The following is a 20,206-nucleotide window of genomic DNA, read 5'->3' on the forward strand; positions in this document are numbered from 1 at the left end:
TGTGCGGAGTAAGCAGCGAGTAAACTGCGAGTAAAAAAGGAAAAACCGGTGAGCCCTCAGAGCCAGCAAGGAACAATGTTAACCACGTTAAAGCGTATCGTGCAGGAAATGAATCAAATTCCTGCTCTCGATACGGCGTTGTTTAGGCTAGCCTCACGGGTTAAACAGACCCTAGATGTCGATTCATGCTCTATTTACCTTGCCGATTACGACACCCAAGAATTTATCCTTAAAGCCACTGACGGACTACATCCCGATGCAGTCGAGCAGGTACGCATTGGATTCTCAGAAGGGCTTATCGGGCTGGTAGGTCAGCGGGAAGAGCCTCTTAATATCGTTAATGCTCATAGCCATCCTCGATTCAAACATTACCCCGAAGTTCAGGAAGAAAACTATAACGCCTTTTTAGGTACGCCTATTATCAACCAACGGCGTGTGCTTGGTGTTATTACCCTTCAGCAATCACAAATGCGCCGCTTCAGTGAAGACGAAGAAGCATTTTTAGTCACCCTTGCTGCGCAGCTCGCGTTAGAAATAACCAATGCTGATATTCGCGGGGCTTTGACGCTGTCAAATTCGAACGACAATACTGCGCGGCAAAAAAATGTGCGTGGTATTGCGGGTTCTCCAGGCCTTGCTATTGGCAAGGGAGTGTCTCCAGACAAATCTATTAACCTTAAAAACTGGATCGTAAAGCGCACGCAATCTCCTCAAGATCAAATTCAACTCTATCGCAAAGGGGTTGAAGTTACGCGAGGTCATGTCGATGCGTTATCGAAGCGGTTAGATGACGGCATCCCCGACGATGTTAAGTCCATTTTTCAGCTGTATCATCATCTGCTAGATGCCAACAGCCTTGGGCGGGAAGTAGAAGAAAAAATTCGCCAAGGTTGGGATGCGGCGTCTTCATTAAAAATGGTTGTAGAAAGCTATGCCGCACGCTTTCAGGCAATGGACGACCCTTACATGCAAGAGCGTGCCATTGATATTGTCGATTTATCCGACCGTATTCTTGCTAACATTTTGTATGAAGCGAATGGCAAAAAGGTTACTGAAAAAACGATAACCGAAGCCAGTATTCTCGTAGCTGATGAAGTGTCAGCGCCTATGCTTGCCGAATTTCCAAGAGGTAAGCTAAAAGGCATTATTTCTATTCGCGGTTCAAATAACTCACACGCGGCAATATTGGCTAGAGCCATGGGCGTGCCTGCAGTGATGGGCTGTCAAAACGTTACGCCAGCACTACTCGAAGACAAAGAGATTTTGCTTGATGGGTATTCAGGCGAGGTCATTGTATCGCCTGAACGTAACATCAAGTCTGAATTTATACAGCTCATTGAAGAAGAGTCGGCCATCGCAGAGAAAATTGACGCCGAGGCTGATAAACCTTGCGAAAGTGTTGATGGCTGTAGAATGTCTCTTTATATCAATGCTGGCCTTTCAGCTGAAGTCGAGCTAAACGCTGAACAAATTGGCGCGGGTGTGGGGCTTTATCGCACCGAGATCCCCTTTATGTTACGCGAGCGTTTTCCTTCAGAACAAGAGCAAGTAAAGCTGTACCGCCAGGTGCTTGAGGCCGCGCCTTCATTGCCTATCACTATGCGTACTCTCGACGTAGGAGGCGATAAGCCACTACCGTACTTCCCCATTAATGAAGAAAACCCATTTTTGGGGTGGCGAGGCATCCGCCTAACCCTTGATCATCCAGAAATTTTCTTGGTTCAGGTTCGCGCCATGCTGCGTGCAAGTGTAGGCCTAAGCAATTTGCAAATTATGCTGCCAATGATCTCCACCGTATCTGAAGTGCAGGAGTCTAAGCGACTAATTAATCAGGCATATTATGAAATTTGTGATGAGATTGCAGAGTCAGGACAAACGTTAACCAAGCCTAAGTTAGGTATTATGCTAGAAGTCCCGTCGGTACTTTATCAGCTACCTCAATTAGCAAAGCACGTGGATTTCTTTTCGGTAGGCAGTAACGACCTGACCCAATATCTGCTCGCGGTGGATAGAAACAATACGCGGGTGGCAGGGCTCTACAATAGCTATCATCCTGCGGTATTAGGGGCGCTTTACGACGTGGTTCAAAAAGCCAATCAAAATCAAGTGCCCGTAACTATCTGCGGTGAAATTGCAGGTGAGCCAGCTGGAGCATTACTGCTAATGGGAATGGGTTATCGCCGCCTAAGTATGAACGGCTTTAACTTAAGAAAAATAAACTGGCTTATTAGAAAAGTCACGCTGGATGAATGTAAGCAGTTACTGTCATTGGCGCTCACCTCTGTTAGCCAAGAAGAAGTTTTTGTGCACTTGAATCAATATCTTGAAACCAAGGGCCTGGGAGGCCTTATCCGAGCAGGTGCTTAAGGAATGGAACCATTAGTTGTAATAGTTCTCAGCTGCCTTATTTTAGGTTCTGTGGTAGGTGTTCTGGCGGGTATGCTGGGCATTGGCGGTGGGCTTATCATCGTTCCTGTGTTGTCGTATTTGCTTATACATTTTATGGGAATGACCACTGAAACCGTAATGCCAGTCGCTATCGCTACCTCATTATCTACCATCATCTTCACAGGAATGTCGTCGGCCTTCGCGCATTACAAGCTGGGTAATATTCAAAGGCATGTTGTACTTTACACAGGCTTAGGTATTGCTTTTGGCGCATTTGCCGGAGCACAGATAGCAAGCCATATTTCGGGTGAACTGCTTAAAGATGTGTTTGCGGTGCTGGTTATTTTGATTGCGATGCAGATGATATTTGGTAAGCAAAAAGCCTCAGAAAATGACGCATCAAAAGGTACGCTTGCGACTGTTGGTGGTGGAGCTGGCTTACTAAGTGCACTTATGGGGATTGGTGGCGGTGCATTATTGGTACCTGCGCTGGTATGGTTTCGTGTTAATGTACGGGCGGCAATTGGCTGTGCAGCCTTTTGCGGACTTATTATTGCCGTTTTTGGTACCACGAGTTTTATCGTGGCCGGTTACAATGCGATAGATGTACCAGAACATAGTTTAGGTTATGTGTATTTACCTGCAACAGCTGGTATCGTTGCCACCTCTATGTTTACCGCAAACATAGGTGCAAAGCTTGGGCAGCGAGTAAATGTTCGTGTGTTAAAAGCGATGTTGGCGTGCTTACTCGTGTTGGTGAGCATTAGAATGATTTTAGGAATTGAATAAAGTAATGGAACAGAGCAGTTATCTGGTATTTCCCAGTATCGACCCCGTTATCTTCAGTGTCGGTCCGTTAAGTGTCCGCTGGTACGGCCTTATGTATTTGGTGGGCTTTATCGCCGCTTACCTATTGGCACAAAAGCGTCTTTCACAAACCAACTGGAGCCGTGAGCAATTAAGCGACCTGCTTTTCTGGAGCTTCGTTGGCGTAATATTAGGCGGTCGAATAGGCTATGTGCTTTTCTACCAGTTTGGCATGTTTCTCGACGATCCCTTGTACTTATTCAAAATTTGGGCTGGTGGAATGTCCTTCCACGGCGGGCTTTTAGGGGTGCTAACAGCCTTATTCTGGCGCGCCAAGTGTATGAACACGACCTTCCTTCGACTAGGCGACTTTGTTGCCCCGTTAGTACCCATCGGCTTGGGTGCCGGACGCATAGGTAACTTCTTAAACGCTGAACTTTGGGGGCGTAGCACCGATGTGCCTTGGGCGGTCATTTTCCCCAACGCGGGTCATGTTCCTCGGCACCCGTCCCAATTGTACGAGTTTGCGCTTGAAGGCGTACTACTCTTTATTATCCTATGGCTATATTCTGCCAAAAAGCGTCCAGTAGGGGCGGTCAGCGGCTTGTTCTTACTTGGTTACGGCACCTTCCGATTTATCGTTGAATACTTCAGAGAACCCGACGCACATATTGGCTTATATCAAATGGGACTAAGCCAAGGGCAACTTCTTTGTTTACCTATGATAGCTTTAGGAATAGGATTAATAGTCCGTGCTTACATGCGCGGAAAAGACCATGTTGAACAGCAAAAAATATAAGAATAACGATGAAAGAATATCTCGCTCTAATGCGCCATGTACGTGATACGGGTGTGAAAAAGGAAGATCGAACTGGTACAGGTACGCTAAGTGTATTCGGCTATCAGATGCGTTTTAATCTACAGGAAGGTTTCCCCTTGGTGACAACAAAGAAGTGTCACCTTAAATCCATTATTCACGAACTACTTTGGTTTCTTAAAGGCGAGACAAACATCGCTTATTTGAAAGAGCACGGTGTGAGTATTTGGGACGAGTGGGCTACCGAAGAAGGCGAGCTTGGTCCGGTTTATGGACACCAGTGGCGCAGTTGGGATCGCGGTGATGGCACATCGGTAGACCAGATTGCCGAAGTGGTTGAGCAAATCAAAAACAATCCAGATTCTCGTCGACTTATCGTTAGCGGCTGGAACCCTGCGGTACTCCCTGATACTAATTATTCTCCTAAAGAAAATGCAGCGATGGGCAAGCAAGCACTGCCACCCTGCCATACACTTTTCCAATTTTACGTATTAGACGGTAAGCTTAGCTGCCAACTTTACCAGCGAAGCGGCGATATTTTCTTGGGCGTTCCTTTCAATATTGCAAGTTATGCTTTACTGACCATGATGATGGCACAAGTGTGTGATTTAGAGCCCGGCGATTTTATTCATACGCTAGGCGATGCGCATCTGTATTCAAACCATCTTGAACAGGTAGAGTTGCAGCTAAGTCGTGAGCCTTTCGAGCGCCCAACTATGGAAATTAATCCTGAGGTGAAAGATATCTTCGGGTTTTCCTTCGACGACTTTACGCTTAAAAATTACCAGTCACACCCACACATTAAAGCCCCTGTTGCCATATAAGGAGTTACCATGAGTACTCCTATATTAATATGCGACGACTCAGGTTTCGCAAGGCGCCAGATGGCGCGCAGTTTACCTGATGGGTGGGACGTGGATATTTCGTTTGCCGAGAATGGCGAGCAAGCCCTCGCGCTTGTTCGCGAAGGCAAAGGCGATGTGGTGTTTCTCGACTTAAACATGCCGGTAATGGACGGTTATCAAACCATGGAAGCCATTCGCCAACAGGATCTTCCTTGCTTGGTAGTTGTCGTTTCCGGTGATGTACAAGCGCAAGCGCGAGAAAAAATGCTCGCTCTTGGTGCGCTGGATTTCATAAGAAAGCCAATTGATAACGAAAAACTCAGCCACATCCTAGCCTCTTACGGGATTTACAGTGGCGAGACGCATTCTTCTGGTGCGAGCTTACAAAAAGCGCAAGACGATAGCGACTCAAATGCCGTTTTAGCCAAGCGCCAGATGAGTAAAGAAGATCAATTAGACGCATGTCGTGAAATGGTCAATATTGCCATGGGGCGTGCGGGTGAGAATCTTGCTCAACTGCTAGGTGAATTTATTGATTTGCCTATCCCAAACGTCAACTTAATTGAAAGCAACGAACTGTCTATGGCGGTTGCGGAAATTAATCGTAACGACAGCGTGTCGGCAGTTTCAAAAGGCTTTATTAGTGAAGGTATAAGCGGCGAAGCGCTGGTTATTTTTAACGACACAAACTCTCAAAACATCGTTGAACTATTAAAGTATCCGCCGTCGGCTTCCTCCGACAAACTAGCGCTAGAAGCACTAATGGATGTTTCCAATATTCTTATCGGGGCCTGTTTAAACGGTTTGTCAGAGCAGTTAAATGTCGCCTTTAGCCACACGCATCCGGTGTTACTGGGGCAGCACCAAGGACTATCAACGCTTTTAAGTGATAACGTGCAGCGTTGGGGCAAGCTCATGGCTATCGAAATAGGTTATGCCATTAAGGCCAGAGATATTTCCTTTGACCTGCTGTTGCTATTTCCTGGTGATGCCATGAACCATATCTATTCTCGGCTGCTCGATGATGACGCTGTGACACAAGACAAGGAAAGTCTATGAATGCATCTACAGACGCACTTTCCACCGGTGCTTTAGTTAATTCTTCTCAAGTACCCGCAGAGCTTCTCGATTCCATTGAAGTGGGCATTGCAGTGCTAGACCGCAACTTCAACGTTCAAGTGTGGAACAAGTTTCTTGAAAACCATGGTGCAAAGAAAGCGGAAGCAATCATTGGAGACAGTCTTTTTTCTCATTTCCCGGAAATAGAAGAAAAATGGCTGAGAACCAAAGTTGACCCTGTGTTCAATTTGAAGAGCCCGGTGTTTATTATTTGGGAGCAGCGTCCTTACTTGTTTAAGTTTGGTTGTAATCGCCCTGTAACCAGCGCTGCAGAGTTCATGTACCAAAATGTGACCATGTTCCCTATTGTCGATAAGCGCGGCAACGTAGAGCGGTTTTGTATGCTTGTTTACGATGTCACTGAGCAGGCGCTCGGTAAGCGTGGAATGGAGCATCTTAACGAAGAGTTGAAAACTGCGAGCCGCGTGGACGGTCTCACTGGGCTATATAATCGTCGCTACTGGCAGGAACGCTTTGATGAGATGCACAAACTTTGTGTGCGCCGAGAAAAGCCAAGTACTGCGCTTATGCTCGATATCGACCATTTCAAACGCATTAACGATACTTATGGTCATCAGGCTGGGGATAAGGTGATTAAGATGTTAGCAGCGCTGATTAAGCGCTGTGTGCGGGAAACCGACCTTGCAGGGCGCTACGGTGGAGAGGAATTTGCCATTATTCTGAATGACTCTTCAGTTGAAGATGCCAAGATCGTTGCTGAACGTATCCGACAATTAGCACAGCGTTTAGTGGTAGAACACGAAGGTGAGTCAATAAGTTTCACTGTTAGTTTAGGCCTTGCACAATTCTCTCCTGACTTTAAAGGAGCGATGGCATGGCTTGAGTGTGCCGACCAGGCGCTTTATGAAGCAAAAGAAAACGGCCGAAATCAATATCGCATTTATGCAGCGCCTGGCGCGTTATAGTGCTAGGCGTAGGGTGTTTTTGAGCTCTTGAAAGGTGACAGGCTTCACTAAGTGATATCGAATACCTGCCTGCAGCGACGCTTCTTTATCGCTTCTGTGGGCATTGGCCGTAAGGGCGATGATCGGAAGGTCAGGGTGACCTTCTTTCATTATTTTAGCGACTTCCAAACCATTGATATCTGGTAAGTTGATATCCAACAGCACACAGTCAAACGCATTTTCACTCACTCTAATAATAGCGTCGTCACCGGTGTAACTCACAGTAACTTCGTGGCCCATACATTGAAGCATATACTCCACCATTTCTGCATTAATGGGCTCGTCTTCTACCAGCAACACATTGGCCTTTTTCTTTGTTTCAACAACTCTTGCGTTACTTGCTGTAAGGTGATGGAGCGCATCTACAAAGCGGTTTCTATCGATGGGTTTAACAAAACTTTGATAGATGGGCAGTTCACTGTTTGCAATAATGTTGGCAATATCTGGGGTTGCTGACAGCACAATAACGGGCGGTACCCGTTCACCAAAAATCGCCTTAAGCGTCCTCACTAGTTCAAGACCATTCATGCCCGGCATATACAAATCGGCAATAATGCCTGAAAACTGGAGTATTTCTTCGTGCAGATTGAGCAAGTTCGCACCAGATGAAAACGTGCGTGCGCTAAAGCCCTCTTTGGTAATAATTGATTGTAAATGCAGCCTAGATATCTCTAAATCGTCAACTACGGCGAAGGTCGCATTAGACGGTGCTGAATTTGTAGCGGGAAGATCCTCAATAGGTTTCAGAGGCAGTAAAATTTTAAACTCTGTACCCACTCCAACTGTACTGGTTACCTGTAGTGCACCGCCCAGCTTATCAACGCTGCGTTTAGCTACAGATAAGCCAATCCCTGCACCCGGGAAACGTTGGCCAGTTGAGTGTTCGCCGCGATAGAAGCGTTCAAACATGCGTTTTTGCGTCGCCTCATCAATTCCTATTCCAGTATCACTAATTATAATAACGAGAAAAATCCCTTGGTTTTTCACCAAGGTTGTAACGGTGACGTCGATCAGTCCATTAGCCGTAAATTTAACGGCGTTATCAAGAATGTTAACTACCACTTTAGAAAGGGCGACAGGATCCGTTTCTGCGTAATGGGGCACACTGTGACTACAGTGCATATTAAATTCGATTTTTTTGTCTTTTACGCGTACAGAAAACGGCGAGATACATTCGTCGAGCAAGCTGATTAGGTCGACATCTGAAAAGTGCAGGTCGTCTTCAGTGTTATTGGTTAATACATCGGTAAGGTTGTTGGTAAGATTAAGAAGTCGATAGCTGGATTGTTCAGCCTGCTGAATTAGTCTGGTGCGCTGCTCTTCCATGTTAGGAATAAGTTCAAGAGCACTGATAATTGCACTTATTGGCGCTCTGAATTCATGGCTAATCAGCTGCAAAAACTCTTTGTTTTGCAAATCTCCATCGTCATCCACCATGGCAAGTCTCAACTTCGATTTACCAAACTTTTTAGGCGACTTGTTTGCGTTACTTTTGTAAAAAAGCCATGCAATAAAATACCAAAGTACAATGACGACTGCGCCCAAAATAGTAGTGAGAAGCATCTTATTGCGCAACGCCTGAATACGCAGTAACAACGCGTTTTCTTCCGCCTGCATGGCATTGATCATAGGCAGCAGGCTAAATTGCTGTTGAATACGTTGAGTTGCGTCGGCTATCGGTAACTCAATAAGAGTATGAAGTAAATCTAGTGTGGTTTGCGCGACCTGTCGTGCAGACGCGCTATTCAATCCTTCTTTTGCTATTGCAAAGTCTCTTTCGGATAAGACTGTGGGCGAGATTGCTTGGCCTGCACTACTGCGAAGGTATTCAGATATACCTTGAACGGTGACTTGTAGCTCGCGCTTTAAAATAGTGTAATTCGCGGGTCCAGAAAACGCGCTGCTCTCCATCCGAAACGTAAATTGATTGATACTAGACTCAGTGGCAAGAATATTATCCTCTAAATAACTCTGCTGCTTTAAGGCTGTTATGAGTGCTTGTTGCTTGCTCATCAGCGCGATTAAAACCGCAATGACAACCATAGCGATCAACAGTGCTGTAACACTCACTTTTGAAAAAGTGAATGTCCGCGAAATTGATGATGATTTGCGCTGCGACTGGCCAGCCTGGTTTGAGCTCACGTTCATCCTTGCAAGTAATACGCGGTAGAGATACCTACCTTAAATGTAGGCAACTAACGCTAACTTGCAAGGAAGTAGAATAAAATTACGGTGACTCAACGCGCTTTATGTGGTGCCTAATTGAATACAAAAAGCAAAGGCTGGGAATTACCATGACTGCTGTGAGAATAAAGAACAAGCTCCAATTGCCTTCAAGACTATCTACAACAAAGCCGCTGCTAGAAGCGACCAAGGTTCTGCCCGCAACACTCAGGGAAGCCATGAGTGCGTATTGGGTTGCACTAAACGCCCGATTACACAATAGTGAGATAAACGCGACCATAGCAACGGTGCTCCAAGCCCCTGTAAAGCCATCGACAATAACGGTTATGGCTAAAAGAGATGTGGAAGGGCCTGTTTGCGCGATCAGTGCAAATAGTAAGTTAGACGCGGCCATGGCCACACCCGCAATCATTAATCCGCGGTAAATACCGTAGTGAATGTTAACCAATCCACCTAACAGTGAAAACACAATGGTTACCCACCAGTTGAGCAATTTTGAGTAAGTAGCGATATCGCTATTAGAAAAGCCAATTTCTTTATAAAACACGATACTCATGCGGCCTAGAAAGGCTTCACCGATTTTAAATAGAAAGATAAACAGTAAAAACGACGCCGCTAATTTAACGCCGTTTCGATTGAAAAATTCGGCGAATGGCGTGACCAGAGTAGTTTGTATCCAGTGAAAAACGGGAGGCTGCTTTGTATCTTTGGCTGTTATCTTTTCAAGCAAGGCTTCGCGGTCAATTTGTGGCTCGTTCGCTAAACACGTGGCGCACATTAATAAAGCCATGAGAGCACCGAGTAAAAGATAAATGTTTGGCCAAGTCCAAGATGTCATGTCAGCCAAGAAGAACGGGATAGCACCAAGCCCGCCATAACCTGTCCACCAGCCAGCGGTGGCTACTGAAGACGCAGCTGACATGCCGTCTTTGTCGTCTTGGGCAATACAGTCAATGCGAAAACCATCGATGGCGATATCTTGCGTGGCTGAGGCAATAGCAATAAGCAAACCGATTAATGCAACATAAAACAAATCTTGGTCTGCAGTGAGTTGAGACATCACTAAACACAGCAAAACTACACAGCCTTGCATAGCGAAAATCCAACCTCGTCGTTGACCTAATAGTGGGGGCTTGATTTTGTCGACAAGCGGAGACCAGAGGAAATTAAAAGAGTATGTCGCGAAAATAATGCCGAATAAGCCGATGGCCGAGCGAGACAAACCTTCATCTTTGAGCCAAGCAGATAGCACTGAACCAATCATGATCCAAGGGAAGCCACTGGAAATGCCGAAAAGAAATATACTGAGGTATCGTTTGTCGTTAAACGTTTTTAAAGCGTTGAGCAAAACTGCGGCCTTAGGCAAGAATACAAAAGCATATTGAGCCATGAACCAGAGTGAGAAGCAATAACGCGTTGAAGTGAAAGTTTTACTATGGACGAATGCCTACGCAGTCGAGTGGGCAATGACCCAAACCTTCAAGGAAATTCACGCAGTTATTTAGTTCATCTACAAGAAACTGGTCGTTAATTAGCTTGTCTTCATTCCAATAATGCACTTGGTGAAGTAAATGCCAAAAAACCCGTTCTTTTTGTGTGTAGGGCTGCGTTAAGGTGTAATCAATTTGCCCCCATTCTTCCATACTATCCCAAAAGAATAGCTCGATCTCCTCGATAGGAAGCTCTCCTTGCCAAAATGCTCTCAAATAGAAACACAGCTGCTTTGCTTTGTTATCTACGAAATCTTGAACACTCACAAGTAACTCAACCGTTTATGTTTGCTAAAAGTATTATAGTTCATAACAATCTTACTGCTTAGGACAGAGGCTTGCTATTTACACCATTAAATTTAGGTAATTGTTTTGGATACTAATTTAGCGTAATCGGTTAATTATCGAATTACCAGCCTAGGTGGCGAGTCCAACCAATAGTGCTATTTGCAACTATCTGAATATGAGGGGATTTCTGAAACTCCTTTATACTAAAGGCTAATAAATTGCTGGGAATAATTATTTGCCGATAGTGCATCTTTAGTGCGTTTTTTGCGCTAATCTTTCGCTTTTGCGTGGTACTGTTCGCCCAGTCGTTAAATCCACTTAGTGACAGATCCAATATTGGAAAGCTGGACTGCGCTATATTATCTATAACTAATGTGTTCGTTGATTCTTCTGGCCAAAAAGGTGAAATGGCTACGAAAGTGTCTGGATGAAGTTGAGGCTGTTGCTCTACGACGGACAAGTAAGTTGTGGCCAGCATGCCTTGTGCAATGACCATACGGTAGCCTGAATTGTCTTGTAAATAATTATTCAATGCATTGAGTTGTAAACTCAGCGCTGAAGTTGCTGATTCAAAATTGAGATACTGCGTAAGTTGATTACTTCTGGGGTGGATATTTTGGGCTGACATAGACGTAGTTTCAGAGTCTGACATGTCGGTGTTTGTAGATTCAGCAGGTAGGTTCTGCTGGGACGTGACATTGACCGGCAAATTAAACGGACTTATCACTACATTCCAGCCTTTTTCAGCAAGCATGTTGGCAAGGCTATTTCCCTGCGCGAGCGTAAGGCTAGAGGGAAAAGGCTCTGTGAGTATGATAGCCACACCCAAAGGTAATGGTGTTTGCGCTTCAATTTCAATAATTGGGGATTCAACTTCTCCAATCATCAAAGGTTTCACTTCTCCAGGCAGATAGGCGTGACTAACATCTGTGAAAAAGTCACAGTGAGCTGTCATAGGCAATAGCGAAACAATAACAGCAAATGTTAAAAGGAGAGCGTGCCTTTTCATAAAATGTGGTTTGCCTTTACCTTAATCTGGATCTATTCAGCTTGGACAGCATCAAATTAATTCGTACATCAAGCGTTATACGAAGGTTATCGGCAGGGTGCGTTAAAACTAAAATGGAGTCTATTGATAAAGTTGAATAGCGTTAAAACGCTACTCAAAACTTTCTGAGAGCGGCTTTGGGCAAAACGGACTAAAAGGGATGGCGACATTAAAGTGCAGCCAATGCCCAAGTGTCGGGTGCGAAAGACTCAAGCTTTCAGCATGAAGCTGTAAACGAGGCGCCATGGATAACGCTTCTTCATGCGCATAGAGTCTATCTCCCAAAATAGGGTGACCCAAAGCAAGCATATGTACTCGCAGTTGGTGAGAGCGACCGGTAATGGGATAAAGGGCAACGAGAGAATAGGGTCGCTCTTTTTCATCCAGTGTGCGCTCAATGACGTCAAAGTGCGTTACGGCTTTTTTACCGCGCTCGAAGTCTACCATTTGCTTTGGCCTGTTTGGCCAGTCGCAAATAAGGGGAAGGTTAACCTCTCCGCTGTCTTGTTCTACATGTCCATGAACCCGAGCGAAGTAGCGCTTTTTAGTTTGACGTAATTCAAACTGTTTCGAGATATGGCGATGGCTGTCTTTATTAAGCGCCAGCACCAAAATACCCGAAGTCGCCATGTCTAAGCGATGCACTACTGTGGCGGTGGGATACACACGGTTCACCCGGCTAATCAGCGAGTCGCGGTGCTCTAATGCTTTGCCCGGAACGCTCAATAGCCCGCTAGGTTTATGCGCAACCACCATGTCCTCATCTTGATACAAAATATCAAGATAAGGTGTCATCGGTGGGTTATAAACAAAACTTGGGTTCGCCATTATGTACTCGTTACTTCACAGTCGCTTTTGAATGTTTAACCTTTCGAGGTTACGGGTTATTTACCACAATACGAATGGCGTCCAGCTGAACATCTGCATCCTGAATAACTTTATCAAGGGCGTTCATTTGCGTTTCAATAAACTCAATTTCGCTGTCACGTACTGCTGGGTTACGCTTTTGAAGATCGCGCAAGCGCTGTATTTCTTCGTTAAGCGTGCTGTGCATGCTGTTAAGTGCGTCGTGTTGCTTTTGGTTAGCTTGCTGATGGGCAAGCTTACGCGCCTTTTCAATGGCAAGCTCAAGCGGCTGTTGCAAGGCTTTTAGAAGCTGAGCCGAGATCTTACGTCCAATTTTACGCTTAACGTCGAAGCTCAATTCAGACGGGTTTCCTTGCGCATCTAAACACACTCGCACGGGCGTTTGAGGTAAGAAACGGCCTAACTGAAGCGCTTTAGGCGCTTGCGCCTGCAGCACAAACAACGCCTCAACCCAATAAGCGCCTTTTGGCAAAGACGGCTCGGCAATAAAGCCCATGCTGCTCTTTCCGTGCACGTCGGTGAGTACTACGTCCATGGCGGTATGCACAAGTGGATGATCCCAACTTAAAAACTGCACGTTTTCTAGCGTGGTGGCAACACGGCGCTTGTAAGTAACCGTCATGCCCTCTGGGTCAAGACCTGGAAGCTGGCTCACCATCGATTCAGTTGGCATAAGAATAAAGCAGTCATTGCCTTTTTCGTCCTGCTGAACACCAATAGCATCGAATACGCGACCCATAAAGCGCGACAAATCTTGTTCGCTATCAAGGGTGATAATGTCTTCAAGCAGTTGTTCTACGCGGCCCTCTCCCGAAGCATTAAGCTCTAGGAGACGATCGCGACCGGCTTCAAGCTGCGCTACGAGCTGGCTATTAAGCGTAACACTCATGTTCACTAGCTCGTCACGCGCGCTCATATCGTCAGGGTGTAAGCACGCACCAATAAGCAGAGGCTTAACGTCGTCGAATACACCAGAGCCCGTGGGGCAGGTCTTTTCGAAGGCATTCAGCCCTTCGTGATACCAATCTAGTAATACGTGCTGCGCGGTTTTCGCTAAATACGGCACGTGAATTTGTACGGTTTGGGTTTGGCCAATACGGTCAAGACGACCAATACGTTGTTCAAGCAGATCTGGCGTGATAGGCAAATCGAACAGCACCAAATGATGAGCGAACTGGAAGTTACGACCTTCGCTACCAATTTCACTACACAGTAGAATTTGTGCGCCGTCTTCCTCATCAGCAAAATAATGGGCCGCCTTGTCGCGCTCCACAATGCTCATGCCTTCGTGGAATACACTGTGGCGAATACCGGTTTGCGTGCGAATAACCTCACCTAACTCTTGCGCTGTACGGGCGCTTGCGCAAATAAGCAGAATCTTTTCTGGCTTAACGCTTTGCATGAAATCAAGCAGCCATTCAACGCGCGGGTCTTGCTTGGTCCAGCTGTTAACCACGCTTGCCATACGTTCAGGATACAGTGAATAGGTTAAGTCGCCGCCGCTCACTGCATCTGAATAAACCTCAGGCAAAGCCAGTTCGTAAGCGCTTAATTTACGCATCGGAAAGCCTTCGATATTGGCGCGGCGGTTTCTAAACAGCATACGACCTGTGCCGTGACAATCGATAAGTTGGTGCAGCAACGCATGGCGATTTTCCGGCGCACTTAAATCACCCGCATGTTCCATTACGTCAGGCGCGAATTCTGCGAGTTTGCTGCGTTGTTTGTCGTTAGGCTCGGCGTCTGAAAGTAATGGCGCTACCGCATCGGCCAGTTGGCTGTATTTCGATTCTTCATCTAAGAATGCATCGTAGCTATGGAAGCGAGCCGGGTCGAGCAGGCGCAAGCGGGCAAAGTGGCTTTCGTGACCAAGTTGATCAGGCGTTGCGGTAAGCAGTAATACGCCTGGCGTTTGGTTTGCCAGCGCTTCCACACACAAGTATTCGGCAGAGGGAGCCTCACTTGACCACGCAAGGTGATGGGCTTCATCGACAACCATTAAATCCCATCCTGCAGCTTGAATTTGCTGCTGGCGTTTTTCGCTCTTGCTTAGGAAGTCGATACTACAAAGTACTAGCTGGTCGTTTTCAAATGGATTCACAGCGCTCGCGTCAGATGTTTCGTCATCTTGTAAGCCTTCGCTCTTCTCTATAGCCTCGCAACGACTTTCATCGTAAATGGCAAAAGGAAGGTTAACGCGACGAAGCATTTCAACTAACCATTGGTGCATGAGCGAGTCTGGAACCAAAATAAGCACGCGCTCTGCGCGGCCTGTTTTAAGCTGCTGGTGAATAATTAACGCGGCTTCAATGGTTTTACCAAGACCTACTTCATCGGCAAGTAATACGCGAGGTGCGTGTCTGCCGCCTACCTCTGACGCAATGTGGAGTTGGTGCGGAATAAGCGATATGCGCGCACCTGCAAGACCAATGGTGTTTGAACGTAAGTAATCGTATTGATGATCTAAAGCACGCTCGCGCAAATCGAACCATTTAGGGTTGTCTAATTGCTGACTGAACAGGCGCTTTTCAGGTTGGTTCAAGCGAATGTGGCTGTCTAGCATGGTTTCAGGTAATCGCGCTTGCGCTTTGGTGTCTTCGCGAAGCCCGTGATAGATGAAAAGATCTTGGCTTTCTTCTTTTTCAGTAATGGTCATTTCCCAGCCGTCTTGGCTTTTGACCGTTTCGCCAATTTCAAAAATTAGTCGCGTAAGCGGCGCATCTTGCTTAGTATACTTTCGCGCTTCGCCTGTTGCTGGATACAACACTTCGACAGAACGGAAGTCGCTACCAATAACGACACCTAACCCCAGCTCTATTTCTGTGTTGCTTAACCAACGCTGACCAACTGAAAATTGACTATTTGAACTCATAAATCACCAACCTATTTTTCGGGGGGCGGTATTGTACGCATTGCGTTGTGATAAGTCATTAATACTAGCTCATTTGATTTGCGGTTGCAGGTGGGGGGATTGAGTACCTATGCCCTGCGTTAACAAGACGATTAGCACTAGTAGGCCTTCTTTGCTTCACAACGAGAATGCTGGTAGCAAAAGAATAAGAACGTTGACGTGCCCATCAGGCTTGCTTTGTCACAGGGTTGGCGTAAAACTGTCGTATCACTGACCATGGATATTTCTTACTGTTAACCGCGTTACGTTTTTAACGTATGTGAATCGCAGCTAACAGGAGGAAGCGCGAGATGGATATGAAAGTAGACAGTCAAAAGCTTATACAACTTCGCAATGCTAGGGCATGGAGTCAGCAGCATCTGGCAGATGTGTCTGGATTGAGTTTGCGTACTATTCAGCGAATTGAGAAAACACAATCTGCATCACACGATTCAATAGGCGCACTTGCTTCAGTTTTCGAAACGACGCCCGATGCGCTTTTAATGGGTGAAACCCATGCCACTACAAGTCATGCTCAAGGGCAGCCAACCTCGCAAACTTCTACTGCGGGCGAGAATGCCGCAGCTCATCATTCAATTAAGCTGCAGGGTGACCGGCCAACGTCGTTGAATCCCCAACATGTTCTTTGGATCACGCTAGCGCTCGCCATCAGTTTGTTCGTTGCTATTTATTATGCGCAAACGGTCAATGCAAACAATGGTAGCAACCAAGTAATTGAAGCTGGCAAGCCAGTTAATGTCAGTAGCGAAGTCCTTGAAGATGCAACAAGTTGGCTGGAACTTATCGACAGCGGTGAATATGAACAAAGTTGGAAAGAGAGTGGGGCTATTTTTAGAAGCGGTATTTCAATCGCTAAATGGACCGAGGCGATGCAGCTAGTCAGGGAGCCATTGGGGGCGGCCAAGTCGAGGGAAATCGCGTTAGCACAAGCGCCAACTTCACTGCCTGGATTGCCTAAAGGAAACTACCTAATTTTGTCGTTCACCACTGACTTTGATTCCCAGACCACAATGAAAGTAGAGACCCTTTCTATGGTGGAAGTTGATGGCGAATATAAAGCAATAGGCTACTTCATTAAGTAGCCTACCCAGGTAACTGGTACAAAGTTTCAATTCCTTGAATGGCTTTGAAAGCATGATCGCTCGTTGCATTGTTGATGGCTTTGATAAGTTCAGGTGCATTGTAGGGCTCTAACAAGGTTAGGAACGTCGCTGTACCAGGCGGCATGCCATTATTCACTGCTTTTTGAAGTCGCTTCCATACGGTGAACAGCGACTCCTCACCTAACGTTTTTTGTTGCACCACGCTATCGATGGCGCGGTGCATTATCATCCCGCATGAATAATAAAGATTGAAGTGTCCGTTTTTATAAGCACGAGCCAGCGTTGTCTGCGCCAGCCCTTCAGTACAGCTCTCGAAAGCGCGGGTCATTCGGCTTTCAACATAGCTATTGGCGTCTTCGTAGAGGAAGTTCATGGCGATTGCCGCAAAGTAGTCGGCGTTGCCCTCGTGCAGCCAAGACTGATCCTCGTTCTCTGATACACCTTCGGTACTGCCAGGCTGATATAAATGGGCGACTTCGTGAGCAAAGAACCAAAGTGTTTGGTTAACAAAGCTGCTGTTTTTGGCCTGCTCATTTAAGTCTTGTCTGTTCCAATGCATAAATATCTGGTTAGGTAGTGTTCCACCTTGTGTAGAGTGATCGTCTACGTTTGCGTAAGAGGCAAATAACATGGGCTTTTCGCCCTTAAGCGGATTAAGAGAATGGGAGAAAAACGCCATCATGTTGGGTATATCTTCTTCTAGCGAAGCTTTAATGCTTTCAGGAAGCCCGGGATCAATTAGGGCAACCACATCATCGGTAATAATTGGCTGTTGCTTACCCACATACACGACTCTTCCATCATTGTTATCTGTCCACGACACGCTGCTTTTCATTACTTTGCCATTCAACAATATGTGTTCATCACTGGGAACATTGAGTGTCAGGTGCCATTTATTATCTTCTTCAGTACAGGTATTAGCACAAGCAAACAGTCGTCCAGAGTGAAAGGCATTTCCACCATCAGAAAAAGGAGAAAATGGTGCGTAATCTTTACCCAAATGTTTATAGGTGGGCGTCAGAAAAAATGACACGGTAGAGAGGGGCTTGCCTGACTTCGAGCGCACAAGTTCTTGGTGTTTGGTGTCATCAAAGATGATTTCTATGTCGTTGTCTTGCGCGAACCAACGTGTTGTTCTTGATGTATCTGGGTTTCTAACAAAAGCCAGCGTTTTGGCTGGCGTAGTCAATGTGTAGGTGACTACCCATTTTTCAGACGTGTCAGCCGTGCTTTTCTCAACCTTGATTAGAATGTTAGCAGGGGAAGAATCATTGTGCGCTTGGCTATTCGCCCATGCAATTTCAGCGTTAAAGTACGCTAGTAGCGCTAACGTCATGCTTATGGCCGTTTTTATTTTTGTGATGTTAAGCCAATTCATAGCTGACCTTTCCCTGAGTGTTATTAATTTAAACGCATCCACTTTACTGAGGTGTTGTGGCATTGGGTTAGCACCCGTGTTTAATTCACCGCTTCAACAAATACACCTTAGCCTATTTGGGTATTAAAAACGCAACTAAAGCTGCGCTAACTGTAGTTAAAGTGTGAGCATTTGTTACGAACCAAGTATGCCAGTTTCTTGTTAATGCAGAATGGGAGCGCTGTGCTATCTCATATTACGTGAAGGGACTGCTCTTCGCTTATCACTTGCTCTAACGAAAAATAAAAAAGAAAAAACAGTGCTAAATCTCAAAAACTGGATTATGGTGGAATTAAGGGTTCGCTAATTTAACAAACGAACCTTTGAGGCAGAAAGAGTAGTACTGCTTCTCAGTCGACGCGAGTAGGGGAAGAAGTCCTGTTTCGAGCGGCATTCTCCTACAACCGTAACTGTAGCTTGTTAGCGCGTGCGTTCATAAATGAACAATACGTCTAACCTGGCTTTATTTACCGGAGTGAAGGATGCCAAGAAAAAATTCTACCGATACTAAGATTTACGTCCTCGATACCAATATTCTGCTGCACGAACCTCACGCTTTTCTCTCCTTTAAAGAACATGACGTTGTTATTCCAATGACCGTATTGGAAGAGCTCGACTACATCAAAGACAGCAAAAAAGACGTGGCGCGTGATGCACGGGTATCCATTCGGGCAATGGAGGATTTACTCCACGACGCAACGCCAGAAGATATGCTAGCGGGTGTATCGATGGAAGGGTTGGGCGCGGGTCAAACGGCACCTACAGGGAGTCTATCTATATTCGCCGACCTCAACATGGTTGAGGCTCAGCAAGTGTTTACCAGCAACGAGAATGACAACCGCATTATTAACGTAGCGCTACATCTGCAGAAGACTTTTGCGCCGCAGAAGGTCGTGTTGGTTACTAAAGATTTAAACATGCGCCTTAAAGCGAAAGGAGCAGGCCTTGCGCATGTTGAAGATTATCGTACCGATCAGCTTATTACTGACATTAAATATCTATCTCGCGGGTTTCACACCTTTGAAGGTAACTTTTGGGACAGCGTAAAGAGCGTGGATAGTCGCAGCGAAGGACGCGATACGATTCACACCATCCCCAAGTCTATGTTGCCAGAAGCGTATGTAAACGAGTTCTTACTAGATGAAAGTAAGCAATTTGCTGGCTTGGTAGAAGAGATTACCGACGATCACTTAGAGGTGTTGGATTTAGGTTACGAACGCTTAATGGGTCGCCACGCGTGGGGCATAACGCCTAAAAATATTGGGCAGGCAATGGCACTTCATGCGTTGCTAGACCCGCATATTGATATGGTGATCCTTACCGGCCCGGCAGGTAGTGGTAAAACACTTCTTGCGCTAGCAGCGGCCCTTGAAATGGTGGTAGAGCGTAACATGTATGACAAAATCATTGTCACGCGAAGCACGCCGGAAATTGCTGAGTCCATTGGCTTCTTGCCGGGAACGGAAGAAGAAAAAATGTTGCCTTGGTTGGCAGCAATTACCGATTCTTTGGAAGTACTCCACAAGCACGACGAAAATACCAAAGGTTCTATGAATTACATCATGGAAAAAGCCAACATTCAGTACAAGTCGGTGAACTTTATGCGAGGCCGAAGTATTCAAAATGCGATTGTGATTTTGGATGAGTCGCAGAACTTAACCGCGTCACAGCTTAAAACCATCATCACACGCTGTGGTGAAGGAACGAAGCTGATAGTGGGCGGAAACCTCGCGCAGATTGACAGTAACTATCTGAGCGCAGTGACCTCGGGGCTTACTTACTTGGTTGAGAAGTTTAAAGACTTTTCGGGCAGTGCCACCATTAACCTAGACGGCGTGGTAAGAAGTCGTCTTGCGAGTTTTGCTGAAGAGAATCTTTAACCTAAGATAACGCGTAAATTGGTAGTATTGTTTTTATAACAGAATACTGTCCTCACTGTTATACTCCGCTGGTGGGA

Annotated in this window: 15 protein-coding genes; 8 read left to right on the top strand and 7 right to left on the bottom strand. The window is 45.9% G+C overall.

Features of this window, described 5'->3' with window-relative positions; genetic code table 11:
* Window positions 1-75: 75 nt before the first annotated feature.
* The 6 genes from ptsP to MASE_RS02520 are packed head-to-tail and all read left to right on the top strand — an operon-like array spanning window position 76 to window position 6,902.
* Complete coding sequence (gene ptsP, locus MASE_RS02495; RefSeq protein WP_041693667.1) at window positions 76-2,367, top strand: phosphoenolpyruvate--protein phosphotransferase; 2,292 nt, start codon at window positions 76-78, stop codon at window positions 2,365-2,367.
* Window positions 2,368-2,370: 3 nt separating this feature from the next.
* On the top strand, window positions 2,371-3,177 hold the full coding sequence (locus MASE_RS02500) for a sulfite exporter TauE/SafE family protein (protein WP_014948181.1): 807 nt from the start codon (window positions 2,371-2,373) through the stop codon (window positions 3,175-3,177).
* A 4-nt stretch (window positions 3,178-3,181) separates the two neighbouring features.
* Window positions 3,182-3,994, top strand: a complete 813-nt coding sequence (lgt, locus tag MASE_RS02505; RefSeq protein WP_014948182.1) for a prolipoprotein diacylglyceryl transferase — start codon at window positions 3,182-3,184, stop codon at window positions 3,992-3,994.
* 8 nt (window positions 3,995-4,002) lie between these two features.
* Window positions 4,003-4,836 carry a thymidylate synthase gene (locus MASE_RS02510; RefSeq protein ID WP_014948183.1) on the top strand — a complete coding sequence of 278 codons (834 nt, stop codon included), beginning with the start codon at window positions 4,003-4,005 and terminating at the stop codon, window positions 4,834-4,836.
* A 9-nt stretch (window positions 4,837-4,845) separates the two neighbouring features.
* Window positions 4,846-5,916 carry a response regulator gene (locus tag MASE_RS02515; RefSeq protein ID WP_039224447.1) on the top strand — a complete coding sequence of 357 codons (1,071 nt, stop codon included), beginning with the start codon at window positions 4,846-4,848 and terminating at the stop codon, window positions 5,914-5,916.
* The gene (locus tag MASE_RS02520) at window positions 5,913-6,902 is read left to right on the top strand and encodes a sensor domain-containing diguanylate cyclase (protein ID WP_014948185.1); all 990 of its coding nucleotides are present in this window, start codon (window positions 5,913-5,915) and stop codon (window positions 6,900-6,902) included. Before MASE_RS02515 ends, MASE_RS02520 begins: the two co-directional genes overlap by 4 nt.
* On the opposite strand, the gene MASE_RS02525 is transcribed toward MASE_RS02520, so the two are convergent.
* The 6 genes from MASE_RS02525 to rapA form a co-directional block, all read right to left on the bottom strand.
* A complete protein-coding gene (locus MASE_RS02525; protein ID WP_014948186.1) occupies window positions 6,897-9,083 on the bottom strand; it encodes a response regulator in 2,187 nt (728 codons plus the stop codon). The genes MASE_RS02520 and MASE_RS02525 overlap by 6 nt on opposite strands.
* An 85-nt stretch (window positions 9,084-9,168) precedes the next feature.
* A complete protein-coding gene (locus MASE_RS02530) occupies window positions 9,169-10,515 on the bottom strand; it encodes an AmpG family muropeptide MFS transporter (RefSeq protein WP_014948187.1) in 1,347 nt (448 codons plus the stop codon).
* Window positions 10,516-10,558: 43 nt separating this feature from the next.
* Entirely contained in the window at window positions 10,559-10,882 is a 324-nt protein-coding gene (locus MASE_RS02535; RefSeq protein WP_014948188.1) for a hypothetical protein, read from the bottom strand.
* Window positions 10,883-11,024: 142 nt separating this feature from the next.
* On the bottom strand, window positions 11,025-11,912 hold the full coding sequence (locus MASE_RS02540; RefSeq protein ID WP_014948189.1) for a DUF3530 family protein: 888 nt from the start codon (window positions 11,910-11,912) through the stop codon (window positions 11,025-11,027).
* A 150-nt stretch (window positions 11,913-12,062) separates the two neighbouring features.
* Window positions 12,063-12,779: a bifunctional tRNA pseudouridine(32) synthase/23S rRNA pseudouridine(746) synthase RluA gene (rluA, locus tag MASE_RS02545; protein ID WP_014948190.1), complete on the bottom strand. Its 717-nt coding sequence runs from the start codon at window positions 12,777-12,779 to the stop codon at window positions 12,063-12,065.
* Between the two features lie 49 nt (window positions 12,780-12,828).
* Window positions 12,829-15,690 carry an RNA polymerase-associated protein RapA gene (gene rapA / locus MASE_RS02550; protein WP_014948191.1) on the bottom strand — a complete coding sequence of 954 codons (2,862 nt, stop codon included), beginning with the start codon at window positions 15,688-15,690 and terminating at the stop codon, window positions 12,829-12,831.
* Between the two features lie 329 nt (window positions 15,691-16,019).
* Between rapA and MASE_RS02555 the strand changes: the two genes are divergently transcribed.
* The gene (locus tag MASE_RS02555; protein ID WP_014948192.1) at window positions 16,020-16,811 is read left to right on the top strand and encodes a DUF4019 domain-containing protein; all 792 of its coding nucleotides are present in this window, start codon (window positions 16,020-16,022) and stop codon (window positions 16,809-16,811) included.
* Window position 16,812: 1 nt separating this feature from the next.
* Here MASE_RS02555 and MASE_RS02560 read toward each other — a convergent pair whose 3' ends face one another.
* The gene (locus MASE_RS02560) at window positions 16,813-18,210 is read right to left on the bottom strand and encodes a gluzincin family metallopeptidase (RefSeq protein WP_014948193.1); all 1,398 of its coding nucleotides are present in this window, start codon (window positions 18,208-18,210) and stop codon (window positions 16,813-16,815) included.
* Between the two features lie 521 nt (window positions 18,211-18,731).
* Between MASE_RS02560 and MASE_RS02565 the strand changes: the two genes are divergently transcribed.
* Complete coding sequence (locus tag MASE_RS02565) at window positions 18,732-20,129, top strand: PhoH family protein (RefSeq protein WP_014948194.1); 1,398 nt, start codon at window positions 18,732-18,734, stop codon at window positions 20,127-20,129.
* Window positions 20,130-20,206 lie beyond the last annotated feature (77 nt).

The sequence above is a fragment of the Alteromonas macleodii ATCC 27126 genome (assembly GCF_000172635.2).
GTDB lineage: Bacteria > Pseudomonadota > Gammaproteobacteria > Enterobacterales > Alteromonadaceae > Alteromonas > Alteromonas macleodii.